At 72.5% G+C, this 26,237-nt stretch carries 23 protein-coding genes; 20 read left to right on the plus strand and 3 right to left on the minus strand.

Translation table 11 applies throughout. From position 1 onward, the window contains the following. Positions 1-4 precede the first annotated feature (4 nt). The 15 genes from ACR9ZK_RS02605 to aroQ all read left to right on the plus strand — a co-directional run bounded on the left by ACR9ZK_RS02605 (position 5) and on the right by aroQ (position 17,936). Positions 5-1,399, plus strand: a complete 1,395-nt coding sequence (locus ACR9ZK_RS02605) for a replication-associated recombination protein A (RefSeq protein WP_481339883.1) — start codon at positions 5-7, stop codon at positions 1,397-1,399. A 458-nt stretch (positions 1,400-1,857) separates the two neighbouring features. After that, positions 1,858-2,886, plus strand: a complete 1,029-nt coding sequence (locus tag ACR9ZK_RS02610) for an ABC transporter permease (protein WP_481339935.1) — start codon at positions 1,858-1,860, stop codon at positions 2,884-2,886. Between the two features lie 102 nt (positions 2,887-2,988). Further along, positions 2,989-4,719 carry an ABC transporter substrate-binding protein gene (locus ACR9ZK_RS02615; protein WP_481339886.1) on the plus strand — a complete coding sequence of 577 codons (1,731 nt, stop codon included), beginning with the start codon at positions 2,989-2,991 and terminating at the stop codon, positions 4,717-4,719. A 115-nt stretch (positions 4,720-4,834) separates the two neighbouring features. Continuing rightward, complete coding sequence (locus ACR9ZK_RS02620) at positions 4,835-5,821, plus strand: ABC transporter permease (protein ID WP_481339889.1); 987 nt, start codon at positions 4,835-4,837, stop codon at positions 5,819-5,821. Further along, entirely contained in the window at positions 5,818-6,888 is a 1,071-nt protein-coding gene (locus ACR9ZK_RS02625) for an ABC transporter ATP-binding protein (protein WP_481339891.1), read from the plus strand. Before ACR9ZK_RS02620 ends, ACR9ZK_RS02625 begins: the two co-directional genes overlap by 4 nt. After that, positions 6,885-7,937, plus strand: a complete 1,053-nt coding sequence (locus ACR9ZK_RS02630) for an ABC transporter ATP-binding protein (RefSeq protein ID WP_481339894.1) — start codon at positions 6,885-6,887, stop codon at positions 7,935-7,937. The genes ACR9ZK_RS02625 and ACR9ZK_RS02630 overlap by 4 nt, the downstream gene beginning before the upstream one ends. 405 nt (positions 7,938-8,342) lie before the next feature. Further along, the gene (alaS, locus tag ACR9ZK_RS02635; protein WP_481339897.1) at positions 8,343-11,021 is read left to right on the plus strand and encodes an alanine--tRNA ligase; all 2,679 of its coding nucleotides are present in this window, start codon (positions 8,343-8,345) and stop codon (positions 11,019-11,021) included. Then, positions 11,018-11,524, plus strand: a complete 507-nt coding sequence (ruvX, locus tag ACR9ZK_RS02640; protein WP_481339900.1) for a Holliday junction resolvase RuvX — start codon at positions 11,018-11,020, stop codon at positions 11,522-11,524. Before alaS ends, ruvX begins: the two co-directional genes overlap by 4 nt. Next, the gene (gene mltG, locus ACR9ZK_RS02645) at positions 11,521-12,912 is read left to right on the plus strand and encodes an endolytic transglycosylase MltG (RefSeq protein ID WP_481339902.1); all 1,392 of its coding nucleotides are present in this window, start codon (positions 11,521-11,523) and stop codon (positions 12,910-12,912) included. The genes ruvX and mltG overlap by 4 nt, the downstream gene beginning before the upstream one ends. Beyond that, entirely contained in the window at positions 12,906-13,787 is an 882-nt protein-coding gene (locus ACR9ZK_RS02650) for a shikimate dehydrogenase (RefSeq protein WP_481339904.1), read from the plus strand. The genes mltG and ACR9ZK_RS02650 overlap by 7 nt, the downstream gene beginning before the upstream one ends. Beyond that, entirely contained in the window at positions 13,784-14,485 is a 702-nt protein-coding gene (locus ACR9ZK_RS02655) for a prepilin peptidase (protein WP_481339907.1), read from the plus strand. The genes ACR9ZK_RS02650 and ACR9ZK_RS02655 overlap by 4 nt, the downstream gene beginning before the upstream one ends. A 96-nt stretch (positions 14,486-14,581) precedes the next feature. Next, positions 14,582-15,802, plus strand: coding sequence for a chorismate synthase (gene aroC, locus ACR9ZK_RS02660; protein ID WP_481339910.1), 1,221 nt, complete (start codon positions 14,582-14,584; stop codon positions 15,800-15,802). Then, the gene (locus ACR9ZK_RS02665) at positions 15,799-16,380 is read left to right on the plus strand and encodes a shikimate kinase (RefSeq protein ID WP_481339937.1); all 582 of its coding nucleotides are present in this window, start codon (positions 15,799-15,801) and stop codon (positions 16,378-16,380) included. The genes aroC and ACR9ZK_RS02665 overlap by 4 nt, the downstream gene beginning before the upstream one ends. Continuing rightward, positions 16,377-17,492 carry a 3-dehydroquinate synthase gene (aroB, locus tag ACR9ZK_RS02670; RefSeq protein WP_481339914.1) on the plus strand — a complete coding sequence of 372 codons (1,116 nt, stop codon included), beginning with the start codon at positions 16,377-16,379 and terminating at the stop codon, positions 17,490-17,492. The genes ACR9ZK_RS02665 and aroB overlap by 4 nt, the downstream gene beginning before the upstream one ends. 9 nt (positions 17,493-17,501) lie before the next feature. Beyond that, on the plus strand, positions 17,502-17,936 hold the full coding sequence (aroQ, locus tag ACR9ZK_RS02675; RefSeq protein WP_481339917.1) for a type II 3-dehydroquinate dehydratase: 435 nt from the start codon (positions 17,502-17,504) through the stop codon (positions 17,934-17,936). 109 nt (positions 17,937-18,045) lie between these two features. Here aroQ and ACR9ZK_RS02680 read toward each other — a convergent pair whose 3' ends face one another. Both ACR9ZK_RS02680 and ACR9ZK_RS02685 read right to left on the minus strand, forming a co-directional pair. Then, positions 18,046-19,116, minus strand: coding sequence for a DUF3800 domain-containing protein (locus ACR9ZK_RS02680; RefSeq protein WP_481339919.1), 1,071 nt, complete (start codon positions 19,114-19,116; stop codon positions 18,046-18,048). A gap of 49 nt (positions 19,117-19,165) precedes the next feature. Next, positions 19,166-21,211 (minus strand): HelD family protein, encoded by a 2,046-nt coding sequence (locus ACR9ZK_RS02685; protein WP_481339922.1) that lies wholly within the window; start codon positions 21,209-21,211, stop codon positions 19,166-19,168. 205 nt (positions 21,212-21,416) lie between these two features. Here ACR9ZK_RS02685 and efp point away from each other — a divergent pair, with 205 nt between their 5' ends. Next, positions 21,417-21,980 carry an elongation factor P gene (gene efp, locus ACR9ZK_RS02690; protein WP_323101757.1) on the plus strand — a complete coding sequence of 188 codons (564 nt, stop codon included), beginning with the start codon at positions 21,417-21,419 and terminating at the stop codon, positions 21,978-21,980. Between the two features lie 16 nt (positions 21,981-21,996). Further along, entirely contained in the window at positions 21,997-22,410 is a 414-nt protein-coding gene (nusB, locus tag ACR9ZK_RS02695) for a transcription antitermination factor NusB (protein ID WP_481339926.1), read from the plus strand. A gap of 21 nt (positions 22,411-22,431) precedes the next feature. Here the strand turns inward: nusB and ACR9ZK_RS02700 are convergent, their stop codons facing one another. Then, positions 22,432-23,337 carry a LysR family transcriptional regulator gene (locus ACR9ZK_RS02700; RefSeq protein WP_481339929.1) on the minus strand — a complete coding sequence of 302 codons (906 nt, stop codon included), beginning with the start codon at positions 23,335-23,337 and terminating at the stop codon, positions 22,432-22,434. Between the two features lie 92 nt (positions 23,338-23,429). Between ACR9ZK_RS02700 and ACR9ZK_RS02705 the strand changes: the two genes are divergently transcribed. The 3 genes from ACR9ZK_RS02705 to ACR9ZK_RS02715 form a co-directional block, all read left to right on the plus strand. Further along, complete coding sequence (locus tag ACR9ZK_RS02705) at positions 23,430-24,590, plus strand: TDT family transporter (protein WP_481339931.1); 1,161 nt, start codon at positions 23,430-23,432, stop codon at positions 24,588-24,590. 79 nt (positions 24,591-24,669) lie between these two features. Next, positions 24,670-25,245, plus strand: a complete 576-nt coding sequence (pyrR, locus tag ACR9ZK_RS02710; protein WP_481339939.1) for a bifunctional pyr operon transcriptional regulator/uracil phosphoribosyltransferase PyrR — start codon at positions 24,670-24,672, stop codon at positions 25,243-25,245. Beyond that, the coding region (locus tag ACR9ZK_RS02715; RefSeq protein ID WP_481339933.1) for an aspartate carbamoyltransferase catalytic subunit at positions 25,242-26,237 on the plus strand (996 nt) is incomplete at its 3' end. The genes pyrR and ACR9ZK_RS02715, both read left to right, overlap by 4 nt.

The raw sequence follows: 26,237 nt of genomic DNA on the forward strand, positions 1-26,237 counted from the left end.
CACAGTGAGCTCCGACGACCTCTTCGGGTCCGCCGCGGCGGCAGAGCGTGCCGACCTGCCCGCGTCGGCGGGGACGGCGCCGCTCGCGGTCCGGATGCGGCCGCGGACCATCGAGGAGGTGCGCGGGCAGCGCGAGTCCCTGCGCCCGGGCAGCCCGCTGCGACGGCTCATCGAGGGCTCCGGCGGTGCCGCCGGCCCCCTGTCGGCGATCATCTGGGGCCCGCCCGGCACCGGCAAGACGACGCTCGCCCACCTCGTCGCCACGGCCGCCGACCGCCGGTTCGTCGAGCTGTCCGCCGTCACCGCGGGCGTCAAGGACGTCCGGTCCGTCATGGACGCGGCGGCCCGCGAGCGCGACCTCTACGGGCGCCAGACCGTCCTGTTCCTCGACGAGATCCACCGCTTCACCAAGGCGCAGCAGGACGCCCTGCTGCCCGGTGTCGAGAACCGCACCGTCATCCTCGTCGCGGCGACGACGGAGAACCCGTCGTTCAGCATCATCTCGCCGCTGCTGTCGCGCTCGGTCCTCGTCACGCTGGGCGCGCTGCCCGACGCCGACGTCGCCGACCTGCTCCGCGCCGCCCTCGACGACGAGCGTGGCTTCGCCGGCGCGCACACCCTGGACGACGACGCCCTCGACCACCTCGTGCGGATCTCCGGCGGCGACGCGCGCCGGGCCCTGACCTCCCTCGAGGCGGCGGCCGGTGTCGCGCTCGACGCCGAACCCGCCGGGCGCACCGACGACCGTCCGGTGGCCATCACCCTGGCCCACGTCGAGCAAGCGGTGGCGCACGCGGCGGTCCGGTACGACCGTGCCGGTGACCAGCACTACGACGTCGCCAGCGCCCTCATCAAGTCGATGCGCGGCAGCGACGTCGACGCCGCCCTGCACTACCTGGCGCGGATGCTCGAGGCGGGGGAGGACCCGCGGTTCATCGCACGCCGCATCGTCATCTCCGCGAGCGAGGACGTCGGCATGGCCGACCCGACAGCGCTGCAGACCGCCGTAGCGGCGATGCACGCCGTGGCGCAGATCGGGATGCCCGAGGCGCGGATCATCCTGGGCCAGGCCGTGGTCCACAACGCGCTCGCCCCGAAGTCGAACGCGGCCTACCTCGGCATCAACGCCGCCATCGCCGACGTCCGGGCCGGACGCGGGGGAGCGGTGCCGCCACACCTGCGCGGCAGCGGGTACGCCGGTGCCGAGCGGCTCGGCCACGGGGCGGGCTACGTCTACGCGCACGACGAGCCTGACGCCGTGGCCCGCCAGCAGTACCTGCCCGACGACCTGCACGACGCCGTCAGCTACTACCGGCCCACCGACCGCGGGTTCGAGGAGCGACTGCGCACGCGGTGGGACTGGCTCGCCGGCCGTCTCGGCCGGACCCGTCGGTCATGAGGTCCGGGCCCGTCGGTCATGAGGTCCGGGCCCGTCGGTCCTGAGGTCCGGGCCCGTCGGTCCTGAGGTCCGGGCCCGGGCCCGTGGTCCTGACGTCCGCGTCAGGACCGGAGGTGCCTGGCGGTCCGACGGCTCGGCCACTCCCGCGCCCGACACGCCACGTTCGCGGTGAGTTGTCCAGGCGTGTTGCCGGCGTGACAGGTGGGGCCAGGGAGCCGTCCGACGGCCGAACATCCCTCCGGGCCCGCCCTCGTCCGCACGATGTTGTGCCGAACCGGACACTGGTAACGATTTGTCAACCAAGACCGTCTCGATGCTTGGACACCGGCCCGGCGTATGGCAGGGTGACGACGTCCCGCAGGGGGTGGAACGGCCCGTCCGTGTGCCTGTGCCGGGACCGGCGAGTGACCTCGTCGGTGATGGAACCCCACAAGGATGGAGACGACGCGTTGAACGCCATGCCGGGCTCTGCAGCTGCGACGCTGACGGAGGCGCCCGACGAGAGGACCGCCCAGGAGCCGAACCGCAAGCAGGTGAGGACCGGCCGTTCTCCGGGGCAGGTCGCGTGGGACCGGCTGAAGAAGGACAAGGTCGCCATCGTCTGCGGCGCCATCATCGTCTTCTTCGTCCTCGTCGCGATCTTCGCGCCGCTGCTGACCAAGCTCGAGGCGGTCGACCCGCTGACGAAGGCCGCGGCCGACCCGTACGCGACGCACACCGAGCTCGTCGACTTCAACGGCCTGCCGACCGTCGGCATGAGCTCGGCCCACTTCCTCGGCGTCGAGCCCCGACTCGGCCGTGACCTGTTCGCCCGCTGGGCCTACGGCGCCCAGCCCTCGCTCGTCATCGGGTTCGTCGCGGCGACCGTCTCGACGATCATCGGCGTGACGCTCGGCCTCGTCGCCGGGTACCTCGGCGGCGTCGTGGACCGCATCATCTCGTGGGTCATCGACTTCTTCCTCAGCCTGCCGATCCTGCTGCTCATCATCGCCATCGTTCCGATCGTCCAGAAGAGCATCGCCGCCGGCAGCGACCTCACCAACGAGCAGACGTCCCGCATCCGCTTCGTCGTGCTGATCTGCGTGCTCTTCTTCTTCGGCTGGATGGGCCTGGCCCGACTCGTCCGCGGTGAGGTGACGAGCCTGCGCGAGCGCGAGTTCGTCCAGGCGGCCCGGGCCATCGGGGTCCCCACCCGCCAGATCCTCTTCAAGGAGATCCTGCCCAACCTCGTGGGCCCCATCATCGTGTCCGCCTCGATCGCGGTCCCGGCGTACATCACCTACGAGGCGACGCTGAGCTACCTCGGCGTCGGCCTCGTCGAGCCGACGGCGTCCTGGGGCCGCACGATCGCCGACGCGCAGAACCTCTTCGCCACCTATCCGCTGTGGCTCTGGCCCTCGGTCATCGCCCTGTCGCTGCTCGTGCTCGCCCTGACGCTGCTCGGTGACTCGATCCGCGACGCCTTCGACCCCACCAGTCGCCGATAACCCACCCGTTCTCGGTCCTCACATGTCCCCGGCAAAGCGCCGGGACACGCACAAAAGGGAGCAACAACAATGCGCTGGACCAAAGTCCTGACCGTGGGAGCCGTGGCATCCCTCGGGTTTGTCGCGGCCTGCGGCGCTCCGGCAGCCAACAACGGCGGCGCCGGCGGCACCAACGGTGCCGGCAACGGCCCCGTCGAGGGTGCCGCTGCCGCCCTCGACCCGAACGCCAAGGGGCCGGCCCCCGCCGTCCCGGGCGCCAAGAAGGGCGGCATCCTCACCGTCGCCTACTCGTCGACGCCCGCCAACATGGACCCGAGCGACCAGTTCTTCCAGGACACGGCCGTCATCTTCTCGCTGACGCACCGCGCGCTGACGACGTTCACGATGCGCGACGGCAAGATGGTCCTCGTCCCGGACCTCGCCACCGACCTCGGCAAGCAGTCCGAGGACGGCCTCACGTGGACCTTCACCCTCAAGGACGGCCTGAAGTACGAGGACGGCACGCCGGTCAAGGCCCAGGATGTCGTGTTCGCGGCCAAGCGCTCCTTCGACCCCGACCTCGCCGCGGACGGGCCGACGTACCAGAAGGAGTTCTTCAAGGGCGGCGCCGACTACCAGGGCCCGTACAAGGGTGACAAGAACTGGAAGGGCGTCGAGGCCACCGACGACAAGACCGTCGTCTTCCACCTCGAGAAGCGCTTCGAGACGCTCCCGTACTTCGTCTCCTTCAACCAGTTCGCGCCGATCCCCGAGGCCAAGGACACCAAGGCCGACTACCAGCTGCACCCGCTGGCCACCGGTCCCTACATGTTCGACAAGTACACCCCGGGCACCGAGCTGACCCTCAAGCGCAACCCCAACTGGGACCCCAAGACGGACCCGGCGCGCAACGACTACCCGGACGGCTACCACTTCAAGTGGGGCGTCGACGACCTCAAGACGCAGACCGCCATCCTCGCCTCCAACGGCGACGACGCGACGACGATGAACTGGATGCCCATCGACTCCTCGCTCATCCCGCAGATCGAGGGTGAGAAGAAGTCGCAGTTCGTCGAGGGTCCGTCCTCGTGCGTGATCATGGTCAACATGGACGCCACGAAGATCCCCATGCCGGTGCGCAAGGCGATCGCCGCCGCGTGGCCGTTCGACTCGATCCACAAGGCCGCCGGCGAGACCTCGCACTCGTTCACCCCGGCCAGCACGATGATCCCGCCGCAGATCCCCGGCCACCTCGACTACGTCGTCGACGGCATGAACGGCCAGGGCGACGGCAACCCGGACAAGGCGAAGAAGATGCTCGCCGACGCCGGCTACGGTCCGGACAAGCCGTTCGAGCTCATCTACTACTACACGAACGACGACGACTCGGCGCAGAAGGTCAACCAGGTCCGCAAGCAGAAGCTCCAGGCTGCCGGCTTCAAGGTGACCGACATCGGCGTTCCCGGAAAGGAGCGCCGCGCGATCATCGGCAAGCCCAACGGCAAGTACAACATGCTGCAGGGCCCGCGCGGCTGGTGCTTCGACTGGCCGTCGGCCGACTCCATCATCCCGCCCACCGTCGGCTCCGGCGCCCTGTCGCAGGGTGGCACGACCTTCGGCAACTTCTCCGACGCCAAGATCGACGCCGAGATCAAGCGCATCCTGCAGCTCTCGATCGCCGAGCAGGGCCCGGAGTGGGGCAAGATGGACAAGTGGCTCATGGAGAACTACCTCCTGGCCATCCCGGACTACTACGACAAGGGCAACACGGTCTTCGGCTCGAAGGTCAAGAACGTCATGAACAACCCGAACAAGGGCATGCCCGAGATCACCCAGATCTGGCTCGACCAGTAAGTCGGTGCTGACGGCGTCCCGCCGCGGACGCATGATCTGAACCGACCGCGGTGGTGGGGGTCCGGCGATCCCGGACCCCCATCACTGGCGCCCGCCCCCTTGGAAGGCTCCTCCCGTGCTCACGTACATCCTGCGGAGGCTCGCGCTGGCCCTGAGCGTCGTCCTGGCGACCCTGGTCTCGGCGTTCCTCCTCTTCTTCGCCGCGCCGTCGGACCCGGCGCAGGCCTTGTGTCCCGACACGAAGTGCCCGCCGGCCCGCCTCGCGGCCATCCGCGCCAACCTCGGCCTGGACAAGCCGCTGCCCCAGCAGTTCACCGACTACTTCTCGGGCCTGTTCGCCGGCCGTGACTTCGTCTACGCCGGGGACCGGGTGCACTGCGGCGCGCCGTGCCTGGGCTACTCGTTCGTGACGCGGCAGTCCGTCAACGACGAGCTGTTCACGCGGTTCCCGAACACCGTGGTCCTGACGCTCATGGCGGCCGTCATCTTCCTGGTCGTCGGCATCACGCTCGGCATCCTGGCCGCCGTCCGGCGCGGCACCCCCTCGGACCGGGGCATCGTCGGCGTCTCGCAGGTCATCGGCGCGATCCCGTACTACGTGCTCGCGCTGCTCGTCGCGCTGTACCCCGTGACGCTGTGGCACATCCTTCCGCAGTACAGGTCGATCTCCTCGGGCGTCGTGCCCTACCTCCTCGGCATGCTGGCCCCGGCCCTCATCCTGGGCCTCGTCACCTCGACGACGTACGTGCGCTACACCCGCAACTCGATGCTCGAGTCGCTGTCGATGGACTACATCCGCACGGCGCGCTCCAAAGGCATCGGCGAGCGGCGGGTGCTCGTGCGCCACGGCTTCCGCGCCGCGATGAGCCCGATCCTGACGATCCTCGGTCTCGACATCGCCGCCCTGCTCACGGGAACCCTCATCACCGAGCAGATCTTCAGCGTCGACGGCATCGGCCGGCGCACCATCACGGCCTTCCGCAACGACGACCTGCCGGTCATCATGGGCAGCGTCCTCATGACCGCGGTCATCGTGGTCCTGATGAACCTCCTCGTCGACATCGGCTACTCGTTCATCGACCCGCGAGTGAGGCTCACGTGACCACGCCGTCGAACACCATCGCGACCCAGAGCGCGCAGGCCCAGAACGCCGGGGACGTCGTCCTCGAGGTCACCGACCTGTCGGTCGCCTTCCCGACCGAGGAGGGGGTCGTCAAGGCCGTCTCCAACCTCAGCTACCAGGCCCGCCTCGGCCGCACCCTCGCCATCGTCGGCGAGTCCGGGTCGGGCAAGTCGGTCTCGAGCATGGCGGTCCTCGGCCTGCACAACCCGAAGCGCACGCAGATCACCGGGAGCATCAAGCTCGACGGCATCGAGCTCGTCGGGGCGCCGCGCCAGACCTTCCAGCAGATCCGGAGCACCAAGGCCGCCATGGTGTTCCAGGACCCGCAGTCCTCGCTGCACCCGTTCCACAAGGTCGGCAAGCAGATCGCCGAGGCCTACGCGGCCCACCACAGCGTGAGCAAGCAGGTGGCGGCCAAGCGTGCCGTCGAGATGCTCGAGCTCGTCGGCATCCCGAACCCGCAGCGCCGGGCCAACCAGTACCCGCACGAGTTCTCCGGCGGCATGCGCCAGCGCGCAATGATCGCCCTCGGCCTCGTCAACAACCCGAAGCTGCTCATCGCCGACGAGCCGACGACCGCCCTCGACGTCACCGTCCAGGCGCAGATCCTCGACCTCGTCAACGACCTGCAGAAGGAGTTCGGGTCGGCCGTCATCCTCATCACGCACGACCTCGCGGTCGTCGCCGAGACCGCCGACGACATCCTCGTCATGTACGCCGGTCGCGGCGTCGAGAGGGGCGACGCCAAGGAGGTGCTGGCCCAGCCCTCGCACCCCTACACCTTCGGCCTGCTGCAGTCGGTCCCGTCGCACTCGGAGGACCGCGACGAGCTCTCGACGATCCCCGGCGCGCCGCCGAGCCTGCTCGCCCTGCCCTCGGGCTGTTCGTTCCACCCGCGCTGCGCGTTCAAGGACCTCGTCGAGGGCGACGCCTGCTTCACGCAGCTGCCCGAGTGGCGTCCGACGCCGGGGCTGTCCAACCGCCAGATCCGGTGCCACCTCGAAGACCCGGTGACCACCCTGAACAGCGCCGAGGGAGCACGATGAGCGACCAGACGCTGCTGGAGGTCACCGACCTCCAGCGCTACTTCCCCTTCCGCGAGGTCCAGGGGCTGCGCATGGTCAAGGCCATGGTCAAGGCCGTCGACGGCATCAGCTTCTCGGTCAAGCAGGGCCAGACGCTCGGCCTGGTCGGGGAGTCCGGCTGCGGCAAGTCGACGACCTCACGCCTCGTGACCCGCCTCGACGAGCCCACCGGCGGGAAGGTCGTCTTCGAGGGCCGCGACATCACGCACCTGCCGGAGAAGGACCTCCGGTCCATCCGCCGCGACGTGCAGATGATCTTCCAGGACCCGTACAGCTCCCTGAACCCGCGGCACACCGTCGGTTCGATCCTCGCGACGCCGCTCAAGGTCCACGGTCTGCACCGGGGCAAGGAGAAGGCCCGCGTCCAGGAGCTGCTCGAGCTCGTCGGCCTCAGCCCCGAGCACATCAACCGCTACCCGTCGGAGTTCTCCGGCGGCCAGCGCCAGCGCATCGGCATCGCCCGCGCTCTCGCGGTCGAGCCCAAGCTCATCATCGCGGACGAGCCGGTCTCGGCGCTCGACGTGTCGATCCAGGCGCAGGTGATGAACCTGCTGGGCAAGCTGCGCGACGAGCTCGACCTCGCGTTCATCTTCGTCGCGCACGACCTCGGCGTCGTGCGCCACTTCTGCGACCAGGTCGCGGTCATGTACCTCGGCAAGATCGTCGAGTACGGCGACAAGAAGAAGATCTACGAGGAGCCGGAGCACCCGTACACGCAGGCGCTGCTGTCCGCTGCACCGGACATCAACGTCGCGCGCGGCATCGCCCCCAAGGAGCGCATCCGCCTCGTCGGCGACGTGCCCAGCCCGATCGACCCGCCGAGCGGGTGCCGCTTCCGCACCCGCTGCTGGAAGGCCCAGGAGGTCTGCGCCCAGACGGAGCCGCCGCTGGTGCCCTCCGAGGCGGCTCTCGCACCGGTCCGGTCCAAGCGCGAGAGCGGCAAGCACGTGCAGGCCTGCCACTTCCCCGAGATCAAGACCGACCTCGTGGCCGAGGTGGAGCCCGTCTGACGCGCCGCGAGAGCCGTCGGCGGCAGTCGGCCGGGCGTCTGTCGGCAGCTCCGCCGGCGGCCCGCGCATGCTGGGCCGGTCCCCGCTTGGGGGACCGGCCCAGCCGCGTGTCCGGGGGCCCGAGCGTCTCGCGCGGGCGGGAACGCGGTGGGACCCGCAGGGCACCGTCCGTTAGGGTTGACCAGTGGCGCGAGGTCCGCGCCGACGAGTCGAAGGACGGATGCATCGTGGCCCGAGTGGCACGCAGGGTGGTCCTGGTCCGGGTGAGCGCGCGGCAGGCGCGAGCTCCCCGGGGGCCAGTCGCGCCCCGTTGAGGCGCCGGGCTGGCCCCGCCCCCACCTGCCCCGACCCGCGCCGTCGTCTCCGTGACGGCCCCGGACCACTCACCGACCCAAGGACTGACGCATGGAAACCGCTGAGATCAGGCGCCGTTGGCTCTCGTTCTTCGGCAGCCGCGACCACACCGTCGTGCCGAGCGCGTCGCTCGTGCACGACGACCCGAACCTGCTGTTCGTCAACGCCGGCATGGTGCCGTTCAAGCCGTACTTCCTCGGCCAGGAGACGCCGCCGTACAGCCGCGCCACGAGCGTCCAGAAGTGCGTGCGGACCCTCGACATCGAGGAGGTCGGCAAGACGACCCGCCACGGCACGTTCTTCCAGATGAACGGCAACTTCAGCTTCGGCGACTACTTCAAGGAAGGCGCGATCGAGCTCGCGTGGGAGCTCATCACGAGGAGCCAGTCCGACGGCGGCCTCGGCTTCGACGAGAAGGACCTCTACGCGTCCGTCTACCACGAGGACGACGAGGCCATCTCGCTGTGGAAGAAGGTCGCCGGCCTGCCCGACGACCGCATCGTGCGGCTCGGCCGCAAGGACAACTACTGGAACATGGGCGTCGCCGGCCCGGGCGGCCCCTGCTCGGAGATCCTCCTCGACCGCGGGCCGGCGTACGGCGCCGACGGTGACTGGGAGGCCGGCGACCGCTACCTCGAGTTCTGGAACCTCGTCTTCATGCAGTACGAGCTCGAGAACGTCCGGTCGAAGGAGGACTTCGACATCGTCGGGGACCTGCCCAAGCGCAACATCGACACCGGCATGGGCCTCGAGCGCGCCGCTTTCCTGCTCCAGGGCGTCGACAACATCTACGAGACCGACGAGGTCTTCCCGGTGATCGCCGCGGCCGAGGACCTCACCGGCCGCCGCTACGGTGCGGTGCACGAGGACGACGTCCGCTTCCGGGTCGTCGCCGACCACGTGCGCTCCTCGCTCATGCTCATCGGCGACGGCGTCGTGCCGGGCAACGAGGGGCGCGGGTACGTCCTGCGCCGCCTGCTGCGCCGCGCGGTGCGCTCGATGCGCCTGCTCGGCGTCGACGCCCCGACCCTCGAGCACCTGCTGCCGGTCAGCATGGAGCGGATGAAGGCCTCCTATCCCGAGCTCGAGACCGACTTCCGGCGGATCAGCCAGGTCGCGTACGCGGAGGAGGACGCGTTCCGACGCACCCTGAGCGCGGGCACGACGATCCTCGACACCGCGGTCGCCAAGGCCAAGGCGTCGGGGGCGGGGACGCTCGGCGGGTCCGAGGCGTTCGCGCTGCACGACACGTACGGGTTCCCGATCGACCTCACGCTCGAGATGGCGTCCGAGCAGGGCCTGCAGGTCGACGAGGCCGGCTTCCGGCGCCTCATGGCCGAGCAGCGCGACCGCGCCAAGGCCGACGCCCGGGCGAAGAAGAGCGCGCACGGCGACACCTCCGTCTACCGGCAGCTGGCCGACGCGCTCGGCCGCGACGTCGAGTTCACCGGCTACGACCAGGTGCTCACCGACACCCGCCTGCGCGGCATCGTCCGCAACGGGGTCGTCGTCGAGCGCGCCGAGGCCGGCGACGACGTCGAGCTCGTCCTGGACCGCACCCCGCTCTACGCCGAGTCCGGCGGCCAGCAGGCCGACCACGGGCGGATCCGCCTCGCCAACGGCGCGCTCATCGAGGTCAAGGACGTCCAGCGACCCATCACGGGGCTGGTCGTCCACCGCGCCACCGTCCTCGAGGGCGAGGCGGCGGTGGGCCAGGAGGCCGAGGCGGAGGTCGACGTGCTGCGTCGGCGTTCCATCTCGCGGGCGCACACCGCGACGCACATGGTGCACCAGGCGCTGCGCGACGAGCTCGGCGAGACCGCGACCCAGGCCGGTTCGGAGAACTCGCCGGGGCGCCTGCGCTTCGACTTCCGGTCGCTGCAGGCGGTGCCGGCCGAGGCGATGGGGCAGATCGAGGCCCGCATCAACGGGTTCCTGCTCGACGACCTGCCGGTGACCGCCGACGTCATGGGGCTCGACGCGGCCAAGAAGCTCGGTGCGATGGCGCTCTTCGGCGAGAAGTACGGCGAGCGCGTCCGCGTCGTGTCGATCGGCGAGTGGTCGCGTGAGCTGTGCGTGGGCACGCACACGCCGCGGATCGGCCAGATCGGGGTCGTCAAGCTGCTCGGGGAGGCCTCCATCGGCTCGGGTGTCCGACGCGTCGAGGCGCTCGTCGGCGCCGACGCCTACACGCACCTGGCCCGCGAGGCGGCGATCGTCAGCCAGCTGACCGACACGCTCGGCGTGCGCCGTGACGAGCTGCCCGACCGCATCAGCGGCATCCTGTCGCGCCTGCGCGACGCCGAGAAGGAGATCGCGGCGGTGCGCCAGGCCCAGGTGCTCGGCGCGGCCGCGGGTCTCGTCGCCTCGGCGCGCGACATCGGTGGCGTCACGTTCGTCAGCCACGACGCCGGCAGCGGGGTCGTCGCTGACGACCTGCGCGCTCTCGTCACCGACGTGCGCTCGCGGCTCGGCAACGAGCGGCCGACGCTCGTGTCCATGGCGGCGGTCGCGAACGAGCGGCCCGTCGTCATCGTCGCGACGAACGAGCGCGCCCGCGAGGCCGGCCTCAAGGCGGGCCCCTTCGTCAAGCTCGCGGCCGCCGCCCTCGGCGGTGGCGGTGGGGGGCGCGACGACCTCGCCCAGGGTGGCGGCACGGACGCCGGCCAGGTCTCGGCGGCCCTCGGCGCGGTCGAGGACGCACTGCGGAGCCGAGGCGCCGGCCAGTGACCTCGTCGGGCGCACGCCCCGGAGTTCGCGTCGGCGTCGACGTGGGCCAGGCCCGCGTCGGCGTCGCCGCGTCCGACCCGTCCGGGACGTTCGCCCACCCCGTCGAGACGCTGCCGCGTGACCTCGCGGCCGACGCCGACGTCGAGGCGCTCGCCGCGATCGTCGCCGACCTCGGCGCCGTCGAGGTCGTCGTCGGGCTGCCGCGGCTCCTCTCCGGGCAGGAGGGGGAGGCGGCCCGGCTGGCTCGCACGTATGCGTCCCTGCTGGCCGCGCGGCTCGGTACCGTGTCGGTGCGCCTCGTCGACGAGCGCTTGACCACCGTCGACGCGCACCGGAGACTACGCGACAGCGGGGTCCCTGGTCGCGGCCAGCGAGCGGTGGTCGACCAGGCCGCTGCCGTGCTGATCCTCCAGTCGGCCCTCGACACCGAGGCGGCCCTGGGCCGGGCGCCGGGCGAGACCGTCTCGCCCACCGGAAGACGGAAGAAGGAACGCCGAGGATGAAGGACCACCTGGAGTCGTCCATCTTCGGCGACCACGACGACACCTACGCCCACGACGAGACCGCGCCGGGCGCCTACGAGCACGACCTCGCCGCGGGTGGGTACGACGGGTACGGCACGCATGCGGACCACGACCACGTCGCCGGCCACGGGGGACATGAGGCAGGCCACGGTCCGGCACACGGTGCCGACGCGCAGGGTGCCGTCCCCCTGACCCGGCGCGAGCGTCGCGAGGCCGAACAGGCCGCCCGGGCGCGCGGACGCCGCAGACGCGACGCCGGCTCGTCCACGGGGGCACCCACCGCACCGGCCGCACCCGCCGCGCCGGCCGCGCGACGCTCCGGCAAGCCGTCGGTCTTGCGCCGCATCATCGTCATCGTCCTCGCGCTCGGTCTCATCGGTGGCGGCGTGGGCGTCGCCTACAAGGCCTTGCGGCCCGTCGTCGAGGACTTCCTCGAGGCCAACGACTACCCGGGCCCGGGCTCCGGCCAGGTCCAGGTCACCGTCGAGGACGGCCAGGGCGGCACCGCCATCGCCAAGACGCTCGTCGAGGACGACGTCGTCAAGTCGACGAAGGCCTTCATCGAGGCCGCGAACGCCGACCCGAGGAGCGCCGGCATCCAGCCGGGCATCTACACGCTGAAGAAGCAGATGCGCGCCGCCGACGCCCTCGCCGTGCTCGTTGACCCCAAGAACCGCGACATCACCCGGGTCACCATCCCGGAGGGCCTGTGGGCCACCGAGATCTACGCGCGCCTGTCGAAGGGCTCGGGCATCCCGGTCGCCCAGTACGAGGCCGCGGCCAAGAAGGTCGACGAGCTCGGCCTGCCGCCGTCGGCCAAGGGCAACATCGAGGGCTACCTCTTCCCGGCCAGCTACGAGTTCGGGTCAAAGACGACCGCGCTCGACCAGCTCAAGCAGATGGTCGCCGAGTCGATGAAGCGCCTCGACGCCCTCGGTATCGCGCCGGACCGGATGGAGCGCGTCGTCACGGTCGCGAGCCTCGTCGAGGGCGAGGCCCAGACCGAGGCCGACCAGGCCAAGTTGGCACGGGTCATCGAGAACCGCCTCGCCCAGAACATGTCCCTCGGCCTCGACTCGACGGTCAACTACATCTTCAAGAAGCGCGGCGTGCCCACCCAGGCCATGCTCGACAGCGGCAGTCCGTACAACACGCGTCGCTTCCCGGGTCTGCCGCCGGGCCCGATCGCCAACCCCGGCGACCAGGCCCTGCAGGCGGCCGCCTCGCCGGCGCCGGGCGGCTGGTTGTACTTCGTCACCGTCAACCTGGCCACCGGCGAGACGAAGTTCGCGACGACGTACGAGGAGCACCAGCGCAACGTCCAGCAGTTCCAGCAGTGGTGTGCGGCCAACAAGGGCAAGTGCTGACGCTCTGGTGCGAGGTGTGGGGCAGCCCCATCGCGCACTCGCTCTCGCCGGTGCTGCACCGGGCCGCCTACACGGCGCTGGGTCTCGGCTGGACGTACGGACGCCGCGAGGTCGGCGCCGACCGGTTCGCCGGCGAGCTCGAGGCCCTCGCGGACGGGTGCCGGGGCCTGTCGCTGACGATGCCGCTCAAGGAGGCGGCCCTCGCGGCCGCGTCCGTCGTGGACGACGCGGCCCGCGCCACCGGCGCGGCCAACACGCTGCTGCCGACCGCCGCCGGCTGGTCGGCGCACAACACCGACGTCGTCGGCGTCCGGCGGGCGCTGGCCGAGGCCGGTGCCCCGGCGCCCCGCTCGGTGCTCGTCGTCGGGTCCGGGGCCACGGCGCGCTCCACGGTCGCGGCGGTGGCCGGCACCGCCCGGCGGGTCGTCCTCATGGTGCGCGACCGGGCCCGACCCGAGACGCTCGAGCAGGCGCGCGCGTCGGGCCTCGAGGTCGAGGTCGTCGGTCTCGGGCAGTGGACGCCGACCGACGTCGTCGTCAGCACCGTGCCCCCTGCGTCCGTGGTCGGCCTGGACCGGCTGCCCGTGGCCGACGCGTCGACGCGCCCGGTGCTGCTCGATGCCGTCTACGCCGGCGGCACGACGCCACTCGAGCGGGCCGCTGCGGCCGCCGGCTGGGTCATCGCCCCCGGTACGGACATGCTCCTGCACCAGGCCACCCGACAGGTCGAGCTCATGACCGGGCGCCCCGCGCCCCTCGAGGCGATGCGTGCCGCGCTCGACGCCGCCCTGGCGGCCCGGGCGGTCCGGACATCTCAGCAGGCGGCGGGTCGCGACGACCGCGCAGGTACGGCCGAGGCGGGGACCGCGTCGTGACCTGGGTCGCCGCGCCGCCGACGCCGTGGTGGTTCGTCGTCGTGGTGGGTCTGGCCGGCCTCGGTGTCGGTGAGCTCCTGCGCCGGCGGCTCGCGACCCTGGGCTACCGGCTCGACGACGAGATCGGTCCGGGACCGCGCGTCGGGCCGTGGGTCGTGACGGCCTCGACCGGGCTGCTCTGGGCGGTCCTCGCCTGGCGGTTCGGCCCCCTGTCGGAGTGGGCGCTGGCACCGGCCTACCTCGTCTTCTCCGCGGTCGCGGTAGCGCTCTCGTGGATCGACGCCGACGTGCACCGGCTGCCTCGGGGCCTGACCCGCCCGGCATATGTCGTCCTGCTCGTCCAGCTGACCGTCGCCTCGCTCGCGTCGGGGGACTGGGCGGCCCTGCGTCGGGCCGTCGTCGCGGGTCTCGCGCTGTGGGCGGTGTTCCTGCTGCTCGCCCTGCTCGCCGCGTTGCTGGGCAGCGGCTTCGGGTTCGGCGACGTCACCCTGGCCGGCCTGGTCGGGCTCGCCTCGGGCTACCTCTCGGTGGTGGCGACGCTCGTCGCGGCGTGCGCGGCCTTCCTCCTCGCCGGCGCCTACGGCGTCGTCCGGCTCACGGTGCTGCGTGGTTCGCGCAAGGACGACATCGCCTTCGGTCCGTGGATGCTCGTCGGGTTGCTGCTGTCGCTGCTCACCGAGGTGCGGTTCGTCCTCTGACCGTGGTGCGTCCGGGTGCGGTCGCCGGTGTGGCTGCGGTCGTCCGCCTCGCGGGCGGGTCGGAGCCGGCGACAGGCTGCGTGGGAGGATCGGGACATGTTTCGTTGGTTGACCGCCGGTGAGTCCCACGGCCCGGCGCTGGTGGCCGTCCTCGAGGGCGTCCCGGCCGGTGTCGAGGTCGGCGCCAAGGACCTGCAGGCCGCGCTCGCGCGGCGCCGGCTCGGGTACGGGCGCGGCGCCCGGATGAAGTTCGAGCAGGACGAGGTCGAGTTCCTCGGGGGCCTGCGCCACGGGGTGACGATCGGCTCGCCCCTCGCCGTGCGCATCGGCAACAGCGAGTGGCCCAAGTGGACGACCGTCATGAGCCCCGAGGCCGTCAGCGACGAGGCGTACGCCGCCGCGGATGACGTCAACGCCGAGAAGGAGGTCGCGCGCAACAAGCCGCTGACCCGCCCCCGGCCCGGCCACGCGGACCTCGTCGGCATGCAGAAGTACGGGCACGAGGACGCCCGGCCCGTCCTCGAGCGGGCCAGCGCGCGTGAGACCGCGGCGCGGGTCGCGCTGGGTGAGGTCGCCGCGCGCTTCCTGGAGCAGGCCTACGGCATCCGGCTCGTGTCGCACACGGTCTCGATCGGCACCGCAGCGGTCAGCCCCGACGCGCCCGTGCCGACGCCCGACGACGTCGAGCGTCTCGACGCCGACCCCGTCCGCGCCTTCGACGTGGCCGGGTCGGCCGCGATGGTCGCCGAGGTCGACGCCGCCCGCAAGGACGGCGACACCCTCGGTGGCGTCGTCGAGGTGCTGGCCTACGGCCTGCCTCCGGGCCTCGGCTCGCACGTGCACTGGGACCGCCGGCTCGACGGCCGCCTGGCGCAGGCGCTCATGAGCATCCAGGCGATCAAGGGCGTCGAGGTCGGGGACGGCTTCGAGACCGCCCGCCGCCGCGGCTCCCGGGCCCACGACGAGATGGACCTGCTCGAGGGCGCCATCACGCGTCGCACCGCCCGGGCCGGCGGGACCGAGGGCGGCATGTCCAACGGCCAGCCGCTGCGCGTGCGCGCGGCGATGAAGCCGATCAGCACCGTGCCGCGGGCCCTCGCCACCGTCGACGTCGCGACCGGTGAGGCCGCGACCGCCATCCACCAGCGCTCCGACGTGTGCGCCGTCCCCGCGGCAGGCGTCGTCGCCGAGGCGATGGTGGCGCTCGTGCTCGCCGAGGCGTGCCTCGAGAAGTTCGGCGGCGACTCCGTCGCCGAGACCTCGCGCAACCACGCCGCGTACCTGGCGGCGATCCCGGAGGGGCTGCGGACGTGGTGACCGCCGACTCCGGGCAGCCGACGGACGCCACCGAGGCCACGGAGGCCAGGGGGGCCGAAGAGGCGACGCGTCCGGTCGCCGTCGTCGTCGGGCCGCCCGGTGCGGGCAAGACGACCGTCGGCAAGGCGCTCGCCGAGCGACTGGGGGTCGCCTTCCACGACGTCGACGCCGCCGTGGAAGCGGTGGAGGGGCGCAGCATCTCCGACATCTTCGTCGACGACGGCGAGCCGGTCTTCCGGGAGCTCGAGCGGGCCGAGGTGGCCCGGTCGCTCGCGGAGGAGACCGGCGTCGTCGCACTCGGGGGCGGGGCGGTGATGGACCCGCTGACCGAGGAGGCGCTGCGGGGCCACGTCGTCGTGTTCCTCGACGTCGCCATCGCCGACGCGAGCCGGCGCATCGGCTTCGACCGGTCCCGTCCGCTGCTCGCCGTCAACCCGCGCGCCTCGTGGGTCACGATGATGAACCATCGCCGCCCCACCTACGAGCGCGTGGCGTCGGTCCGCGTCGACACCGCGGGCAAGGCTCCGGAGGCCGTCGTCGACGAGGTCGTCGCGCTCCTCGAGGCGGGGCGGGCGTGAGCGGCACGGCCGCGCCGACGACGATCAGCGTCGGCGGACAGTACGACGTCGTCATCGGCTCCGGTGCCCTCGACCGGGTCGGCGAGCTCGTCGGCGAGGGAGTCGAGCGCGTCCTGCTCGTCCACCCGCCGACGCTGCCCGACCTCGTGGCGCGCGTCGCCTCGGCCCTCGAGGCGCGCGGGTACGCGGTCCTTGCCGCCGAGGTCCCCGACGCCGAGTCGGCCAAGACCGCCGCGGTGGCCGCAGACCTCTGGTCGCGGCTCGGCCGGGCGGGTTTCACCCGCAGCGACGCCGTCGTCGGCCTCGGCGGTGGCACCGTCACCGACCTCGCGGGCTTCGTCGCGGCGTCGTGGCTGCGTGGAGTACGCGTCGTGCAGGTGCCGACGACCCTCCTCGGCATGGTCGACGCCGCCGTGGGCGGCAAGACCGGCATCAACACTCCCGAGGGCAAGAACCTCGTCGGCGCGTTCCACCCGCCGGCCGGGGTGGTCTGCGACGTCGGCGTGCTCGCGACACTGCCGCGGGCCGACCTCGTCGCCGGCCTCGCCGAGGTCGTCAAGTGCGGGTTCATCGCGGACCCGCGCATCCTCGAGCTCGTCGAGGACGACCCGGCATCGGCCTGCCGGGCCGACGGCCCGCACGTGGTCGAGCTCGTCGAGCGGGCGGTCCGGGTCAAGGCCGAGGTCGTCGCCGCCGACCTGCGCGAGAGCTCGCTGCGCGAGATCCTCAACTACGGCCACACGTTCGGGCACGCCATCGAGCAGGTCGAGGGCTACACGTGGCGTCACGGCGAGGCGATCAGCGTCGGCATGGTGTACGTCGCCGAGCTGGCGCGGCTCACCGGCCACCTCACCGGACCGGAGGGCGACCACCTGGTCGCCCGCCACCGGGCAGTGCTCGGGTCGGTCGGCCTGCCGACGACCTACCGCGGCGACCGGTGGGAGTCGCTGCTCACGGCGATGCGCCGGGACAAGAAGTCCCGCGGGTCGACCCTGCGGTTCGTCGTGCTCGACGGGCTCGCCGTCCCCACGCGTCTGGTCGGCCCGTCCGACGCCGTCCTCGAGGAGGCGTACCGCCTCGTGTCGCGGGCCGGCGGTGCGGGGGCTCACTAGACTCCGGTCATGACGGCAACGGTCTTCGTCCTGTCCGGTCCCAACCTCAACCGGCTCGGCACCCGCGAGCCGGAGGTCTACGGCTCCGACACGCTGGACGACGTGCACGCCGCGGTCCAGCGCGAGGCGCGCGACCTCGGTCTCGTCGCCGACTGCCGGCAGACCAACCACGAGGGCGAGCTCATCGACTGGCTGCACGAGGCCGTCGACTCGGGCGCCGACGTCGTGCTCAACCCCGGTGCCTTCACGCACTACTCCTACGCGGTTCGCGACGCGTGCGCCATCGTCACGACGAGCGGACGCAGCCTCGTCGAGGTGCACCTGTCCAACCCCGCCGCGCGCGAGGAGTTCCGGCACACCTCGGTCGTCGCCGGCGTCGCCACCGGCACCGTGGCCGGCTTCGGCCTGCAGAGCTACCTGCTGGCGCTGCGCGCGCTGGTCTGAGCGAGCGCGTCGAGGTCCCGCACCGGACAGGTCGGTGTCGACGAACCGGGCTGCGGCCGAGGTCTGGTGCCGCTCCGAGGGGAGGCGCCCCCGCTCGCTACGTCAGTGCTCAGTCAGGGTGAGCAGTGACGTAGGGCCGAGCGACTGAGGGGTCCGGCAGAGGCCGGTCGACGAGCGAGGTCGGGGACAGGAACCCCTGAAGCAGCGGGTCGCCGAGGACGTCGGGCGACCGGCGGGCGACACCGGCCAGCAGGTCGGCGACCTGCACGCGGGGGTCGTCGCGGGAGTCGACGGTGACGAGTCCGGCCAGGGCGGAAGCGGATCCGTCCGCCGCGCCGGCGAGCACCTCCTGCAGACGGCGCAACCGGTCGGCCGTCAGGGCGCTCTGCTCGTCGTGGACGACCAGCACGCGACGTCGTCCGTCGCTCCAGAACAGCACCGTCTCGGCGAGCGCGGGCAGGAGCGGCTCGAGCGGCGGCGGCACCGACCGGTCGCCGTCGGCCAACCGGGTCGTCACCTCGATGACGCGCTCGCGCTCGACCGCCGCGAGGACGCCCATCGCCTCCGTCCGCCCCCGCTCGGCCTCGTCGCCGGTTGCGCTGAGCGCCCTGAGAAGCGCTTCGCGTGACACCAGGAAGGCGTCGAGGGAGGCCGCGTCCGGCGCGTGACGGGCCTTGGTCCGCACGACGTCGGAGAGGGCGCGGAGGAAGGCGGACCACGGTGCCCGGTGCGCCCGTCCGGCGCGGTAGAGCGCCAGCGACGCCCCCGGGTCGACCGCCGCCAGGCGGGTGCCCGCAGCGTACGACGGCTCGACGAGGAACAGGTCGACGACGCGGCTGACGAGGAACAGCTCCTTGTCGACGACGTGGACATGGGCGTGACCACGGAGCCGCTCGAGGAGCCACTCGAGGGCGGCCCGGGCGTCGGGCCCCCGGAGCAGCGGTCCGGACTTGACCTCGTCGAGCGACCACCTGACCCCCGCGTGCAGGGTGCGGACGACGTCGGCGGCCTCCGCGACGGGCAGGTCGACGCTGGCGTGGACGAACAGCGGCGTCGCGGCGTCGAGCAGGTTGGTGCCGGAGAAGCCGGACTCGTCGCAGGCGATCTCGACGACGTCGTCGCCCACCTCCCCGGTCGGGGGCAGGCCACCCTGGGGCGGCAGCCGCCGCTCGCTCACCACGCCCCCATGCTCGCCCGCAGGCGGCGGGAGCGCCATCGAATTGCCGTGCTCAGCCGGCCAGGGCGTCGGGGAGCGGCTCGGCGTGCACGACGGTGAGCGCCGAGACGGCGCGCGTCAGCACGACGTAGAGGCGCCGCAGCCCGGTCCGTCCGTCAGGCTCCGCGGCGGCGATGGCCGCCGGCTCGACGACCACCGTGCGGTCGAACTCGAGTCCCTTGGCGACGCCCGCCGGCACGACCTCGACCTGGTGGTCCTCGTCGTCGCCGTGGTCCCGGTCGAGCCGGCCGTGCGGGATGCCCGCGGAGGTGAGCGCGGCGGCGACGTCGGCGACCATGGCGTCGGGCGCGATGACGCCGACGGAGCCGGGCTCGGCGCTCGCCTCTCGCACGACCCGGGCCACGGCCGCCATGAGCTCGCCGGCCACGGGCACGACGTCGAGGCGCCCGGGGTTGGACCGCACGGACACCGGCGCACCGAGACCGGGCGCCATGGCGGGCAGCAGCCGGGCCGCGTAGTCGATGACGTGTGCCGGCACGCGGAACCCGCGGTCGAGCACGACGAGGTCGTGGGACTCCTTGCCGAGGTGGCGCATCGCGTCGGCCCACGACGAGGTGGCCCACGGCGTGGTTCCCTGGGCGATGTCGCCGAGCACCGTCGCCGACCCGGTGGAGCAGCGCCGACCGACGGCGCGCAGCTGCATGGGGGACAGGTCCTGCGCCTCATCGAGGACGACGTGCCCGAGGCTGGGCACTCGGTTCAGCAGGTCGCCGACCTCGTCGAGCAGGGCCATGTCCGCCCGGCTCCACCGCGCTGCGCCCTTCGTGCGGGCCGGCTTGTCCCACAGGAGCATCCGCTGCTCCTCGGCAGTGAGATCGTCCTCCGCAGCGGCAGCCAGTGCCTCCGGGTCGGACCAGAGCCGGTGCAGCACCGTCTGCGGGTCGAGGGCGGGCCACACCGACGCGACGTACTTCTTCACGGCGGGCGACTTCGCGACGGACTCCTGCACCCGGTCGTCGGGGGCGTCGCCATCGCGCTCCATCCTGAGCAGGACGTGGTGCGCGAGGCGCATCGGCAGCAGGTCGCGGGCCGCGGTGTACCGGACGCCGCGAGCGGCCAGCTCGTCGAGGATCTCCTGGACCTCGTACGCCGGCACGCGCCACTTGCGGACGCCGCGAGGCACGACGAGCGCCTCGGTGGCCCGCGCGACGGTCGACCACACGGCCCGGCGCAGCACCGCGGCCAGGCGCGCGTCACCCTTGAGCGTCGCGACCGTCGCGGGCTCGTCGACGCGGACCCGGCCGTGCTCGAGGAGGCTGTCGATGGTCGCGTGGCCGACGCGGACCTCACCGAGCGAGGGGAGGACCGCGCCGATGTGGTCCAGGAACGCGCGGTTGGGTCCGACGACGAGCACCCCGGATCGGTCGAGGCGCTCACGGAAGGAGTAGAGCAGCCACGCGGCGCGATGCAGCCCGACCGCGGTCTTGCCGGTGCCCGGGGCACCCTGCACACAGATCGTCGTCCCGACGTCGCTGCGCACGATCTCGTCCTGCTCCGGCTGGATCGTCGAGACGATGTCGCGCATCGGCCCGGTGCGGGGACGCTCGATCTCGGCCGCCAGCAGCGAGCCACCGGACGCGTCGTCCTGGGCCGCAGGCACCCCGAGGTGCTCGTCCTCGATCGCCGTGAGCCGGCCGTGGTCGACGCCGAACCGGCGACGCAGCACGACGTCCATCGGCTCCAGGTGCGACGCGCGGTAGAACGCCGTCGACACCGGCGCCCGCCAGTCCACGACGACCGGGTCGCCGGCCTCGTCGCTGACGTGCCGGCGCCCGACGTGGAACGACTCGGCCGGGGCATCCGCCGGCTCGAGGTCGATGCGGCCGAAGAAGAGCGTCGTGCGCGGGTCGTCCTGCAGCGAGGCGATGCGTCGGGCGAGGACGCGGGAGAGCACCTCGCCGCTGACGGCGTCGCTGGCCCGCGACGCGTCGAGCGCCTCGGCGGTCTCACGCATCCGGCCCAGCTCGGCCCGCGCCCGGTCGAGGAAGGCCTGCTCTCGTGCGAGCTCGTCGCTCAGGGTGTGGGTGGGCGCGGGCACGGCGAAGCCGCCTCTCTCGGGCCGGGACACGTCTGGGGGGACCGGCGAGCCTACACCTGCCCCGGCCCGCGCGGCACCGGCGATTCCGCGATCGGCGCGGGCCACGGCTAGACTTGCGCGGCAACTTCCACGACATCTAAGCGACCGGGTCCCGGCGCGCCCGCGGGGCGCCCACCGGCCGGCACACGAAAGCGGTTTCCAGCAGATGGCATCTACGAACGACCTGAAGAACGGCCTGGTGCTCAACCTCGAGGGGCAGCTCTGGTCCGTCGTCGAGTTCCAGCACGTCAAGCCGGGCAAGGGCCCCGCCTTCGTGCGCACCAAGCTCAAGAACGTCCTGTCGGGCAAGGTCGTCGACAAGACCTTCAACGCGGGTGTCAAGGTCGAGACGAGCAACGTCGACAAGCGGACGATGCAGTACCTGTACAAGGACGGCTCGGACTTCGTCTTCATGGACACCGACACCTACGACCAGCTCAACGTGTCGGAGACCACCGTCGGTGACGCCGCGAACTACCTCCTCGAGAACCAGAACGCCATCGTCGCCACGCACGAGGGCGCGCCGCTCTACGTCGAGCTGCCGGCGTCCGTCGTCCTCGAGATCACCCACACCGAGCCGGGCCTGCAGGGCGACCGCTCGACGGGTGGCACCAAGCCGGCCACGCTCGAGACCGGTGCGCAGATCAACGTGCCGCTCTTCCTCGAGACCGGCACGAAGGTCAAGGTCGACACCCGCGACGGGTCGTACCTCGGCCGCGTCAACGACTGATCGGACGCGGACCCACGTGGCTGCACGCACCAAGGCCCGGGCCCGGGCCCTCGACATCCTCTTCGAGGCCGACCAGCGCGGCGTCAACGCGGTGACCCTCCTCGAGGAGCGCCTCGCCGACCGCGACTCGCGGGCGGGCAACAACCCGTACACGGCCGACCTCGTCCGCGGTGTCGTCGGGCACTGGAAGGACATCAACGCGGCGCTCACCGACTACAGCCAGGGATGGACGATCGAGCGGATGCCGGCGGTCGACCGGGCGCTGCTGCGTCTGGGTGCGTGGGAGGTGCTCTGGAACGAGGAGATCCCCGACGGTGTCGCGATCTCCGAGGCGGTCGCGCTCGCCACTGAGCTGTCGACCGACGAGTCGCCGAGCTTCGTCAACGGCCTGCTCAGCCGTCTCGCCGAGGTCAAGGCCACGATCGTCTGACCCGGACGCCGCCGCGGGCCCCTAGGCCTCGCGGGTCGCGGCGGCGATGGCGAGCAGCTCGGCGGCGGCATCGCTCGGGCGCTGGCTCTGGTTCCACACCGCACGGATCGAGCGCGGCATGGTCAGGTCGACGACGGGCACGGCGACGAGACGCCCCGACCGCAGGTCGCCGCGGACCGCGAGCGCGGACAGGACGGCCGGGGTCCCGGTGGTGACGACGGCGTCGCGCACCGCCCCGGTCGAGGACAGCTCGAGCGCCGGCGCGACGTGGCCGGGGACGGCCCGCTCGTACGTGCGACGGGTTCCTGAGCCGGCCTCGCGCACGACGAGCGGCGTCGCGGCGAGCTCGCCGGCGGTGATGCCGCGTCGCCGCCTGGCCCACGGGTGGTCGCGCGGCACGACGACGACGAGGGCGTCGGAGGCGACGGTGCGCCGCGCCAGCCCGCGTGGCACGGTCGGGCCCTCGACGAACCCGAGGTCCACCTCGCCGGCCGTCACCGCTGCAACGACGTGCTCGGAGTTGGCCGGGACCACCTGCACCCGCACGCCGCCCGTGGAGGCGCGCAGGGCGCTGGCCCACCCGGGCAGGAGGCACTCGGACACGGTGTTGCTCGCCGCGACCCGCACGACGCTCTCGCCTGCGGTGCGCAGGCCCGTGACGCCGTGCTCCAGCGCGCGTGCGGCGTCGACGACGTCGCCGGCCCACGTGACGACGAGCTGCCCCGCGGCCGTGAGCTCGACGCCTCGGGAGGTGCGGGTGAAGACCGCGACACCGAGCACCCGTTCGGCCGCGCGGACCCGTGCGCTCATCGCCTGCTGGGTGACGCCGAGCTCAGCGGCGGCCGCGGAGATGCTGCCGCACCGCGCCACCGCGAGCAGGGCGAGCAGCGAGCCGGTCTCGGGCACGTGCCGCAGGTCGGAGGACATCCCGCCATCGTACGCGTCCACAAGTCCGACCTTGTGGGCTCACGCATCGGTGGCGCTTCCGAGCGGACGGTGCGGGCAGCGAGGGTGGACGCGTGCCGACCGCCCTCGCCGACCCTGCCGTCCATAGAACCGCGCGACCCGGTGCCGCGACCAAACCGCCGGCTGCCGGCGGGCCTCCCACGGCTGCGGTGGGGCTCCCACCCGCCGGGCCGGCCTGGTTCCCCGCGGTCATGGGAACCGGGATCCTCGCCACGCTCCTTGCCGCGTATGCCGACGGACCGGGCCCCGGCGACCGGCTGCACGACGCGGCGAGGGCCCTGACGGTCCTCGCGTGGCTGCTGCTCGTCACCGTGGGCGGCGGGTTCCTCGTTCGCGTGATCCGGCGGCCGGAGCGCCTGCGCGCGTCGCTCGCGACACCGACCGACCGCGCCCTCTGGGGAACCGTGGCCATGGGCGTCCTGGCCGTCGGCTCGGCGACGCTCACCGTGGCGCCGGGACGGACGTCCGCCCTGCTCGGCGCCGGCCTGTGGGTGGTGGGCACCGTCCTCGGCCTGGCCACGGCGCTCGGGTTCACCGCGACCCTGGTGCGAGGCGAGGCCGGCGAGCCGACACTCGTGTGGGGCCTTCCGGTCGTGCCTCCGATGGTCTCGGCGACCGCCGGGGCCGCCCTCGTGCCGCACGTGTCCACGGTTCCCGGTGCCGGGCTCGCCCTGCTCGGCGTGGCCACGGCCTGCTTCCCCGTCGCGCTCGCGCTCGGGGTCGTCGTCTTCACGCTCGGCTACGCCCACCACTGGCGCGTGGCGCCGGTTCCCCTGGCGGCGTCGGCCACGTCGTGGATCCCGCTCGGCATCGTCGGGCAGTCGGTGGGGGCGGCCCAGGCGCTCGCCGCTGCGGCGGGGCCGTGGCTCACGCCGGTGGCCGCGGCCGACCTGCGCTCGCTCGCCGTCGGCTACGGCGTCGTGGTCCTCGCGGCGGGTGTGCCGCTCGCCGGGTGGGCGGTGGCCGTCACCGCCCGCGGCTTCGCGGGCCGGATGCCGTTCTCGCCGGGCTGGTGGGCCCTGACGTTCCCCATCGGGACGGTGTCCCTCGGGCTGCACCATCTCGCCGGGTCGAGCCACCGGACCGGGTTCGCCGTCGCCGGTACGGTCGTCCTCGCCGTCCTCTGCGGCACGTGGAGCCTCTGCGCCCTCGCCTCGGCCCGGGCCGTTCTCACGGAGTGGCGGGGTATCGGGACCGGTCGCGCGGGACGCTAGACTCGCTGCCCGAAGACATCCTTTAACCACCGTCCCGTGAGGCGGGGAAGGAGGTCCAGCGGCTGTGACCTGCCCTGACCTGAGTGCGCCTGCAACCAGTCCGAGCACCCCTCCTGACGCGAGAGACGTCATGAGCGAGGGCGACATCTCCCGGGCGCTGCGGCGCATCGGCCACGAGATCCTCGAGCGCAACCGCGGCGCTGACAGGCTCGTCCTGCTCGGGATCCCTTCTCGCGGAGTGCCGCTCGCGAGGCGTCTCGCCGCCTGCATCGCCGACGTCGAGGGCGCCCCGGTCCCGGTCGGGGAGCTCGACATCACGCTCCACCGCGACGACCTCCGTCGCAACCCGGTCCGCACGGCGCACCGCTCCCGCATCCCCGACGGCGGCATCGACGACCGCGTCGTCGTCCTCGTCGACGACGTCCTCTACTCCGGTCGCACCATCCGCGCGGCCCTCGACGCCCTCTCCGAGCTCGGCCGGCCCCGCGCGGTGCGCCTGGCGGTCCTCGTCGACCGCGGCCACCGCGAGCTGCCGATCCGGGCCGACCACGTCGGCAAGAACCTGCCGACCTCGCGTGACGAGCGCGTCCACGTCCGCGTCGCCGAGCTCGACGGCGTCGACACCGTCAAGATCAGCGGGGGAGAGGCCCGATGACCCGCCACCTCATCTCCTCGGCCGACCTGACCCGTCGGGAGGTCGAGGACATCCTCGAGACCGCCGCGTCGATGCACGACCTGCAGCGTCGCGAGGTCAAGAAGGTGCCGACGCTGCGCGGCCGCACCGTCATCAACTTCTTCTTCGAGGACTCGACGCGCACCCGCAGCTCGTTCGAGATCGCGGGCAAGTGGATGTCGGCCGACACGATCAACCTGTCGGCCAAGGGCTCCTCGACGTCCAAGGGCGAGAGCCTGCGCGACACCGCGATGACCGTCGACGCCATGGCCGTCGACGCGCTCGTCATCCGCCACAACGCCTCGGGCGCGTGCCACCAGGTGGCCCAGTGGGTGCGGTGCAGCGTCATCAACGCCGGCGACGGCACCCACGAGCACCCGACGCAGGCCCTCCTCGACGCGTACACGCTGCGCCACCGGATGGGCGAGCTCGACGGCAGGCACGTCGCGATCGTCGGTGACCTGACGCACTCGCGGGTCTTCCGCAGCAACGTCATCACGCTCAAGACCCTCGGGGCCAAGGTCACCGTCGTCGCGCCGCCGACGCTCATGCCGAGCGGCATCGGGGCCTGGAGCGCTGCGGACGGGTTCGCCACGAGCTGGGACCTCGACGAGGTCCTCGAGGGCCGGGGCGAGCACGGCACGGTCGACGCCGTCATGATGCTCCGGGTCCAGCGCGAGCGGATGAGCGGCGGGTTCTTCCCGACGCCGCGGGAGTACACGGTCGGCTACGGCCTGACCCGGGACCGCCTCGACACGCTCGTGACCCGCAACCCGGATGTGCTCGTCCTGCACCCCGGACCGATGAACCGCGGCCTCGAGATCGCCCCCGAGGCCGCCGACGCGCCCCAGTCGGTCGTCCTCGACCAGGTCTCGGCCGGCGTCGCGGTCCGGATGGCCGTCCTCTACCACCTCCTCGCGGGCGAGGACACCGCGACCTGTCTCTTATACACATCTGACGCTGCCGACGACGGA

The sequence above is a fragment of the Monashia sp. HAY1-5C genome (assembly GCF_056755255.1).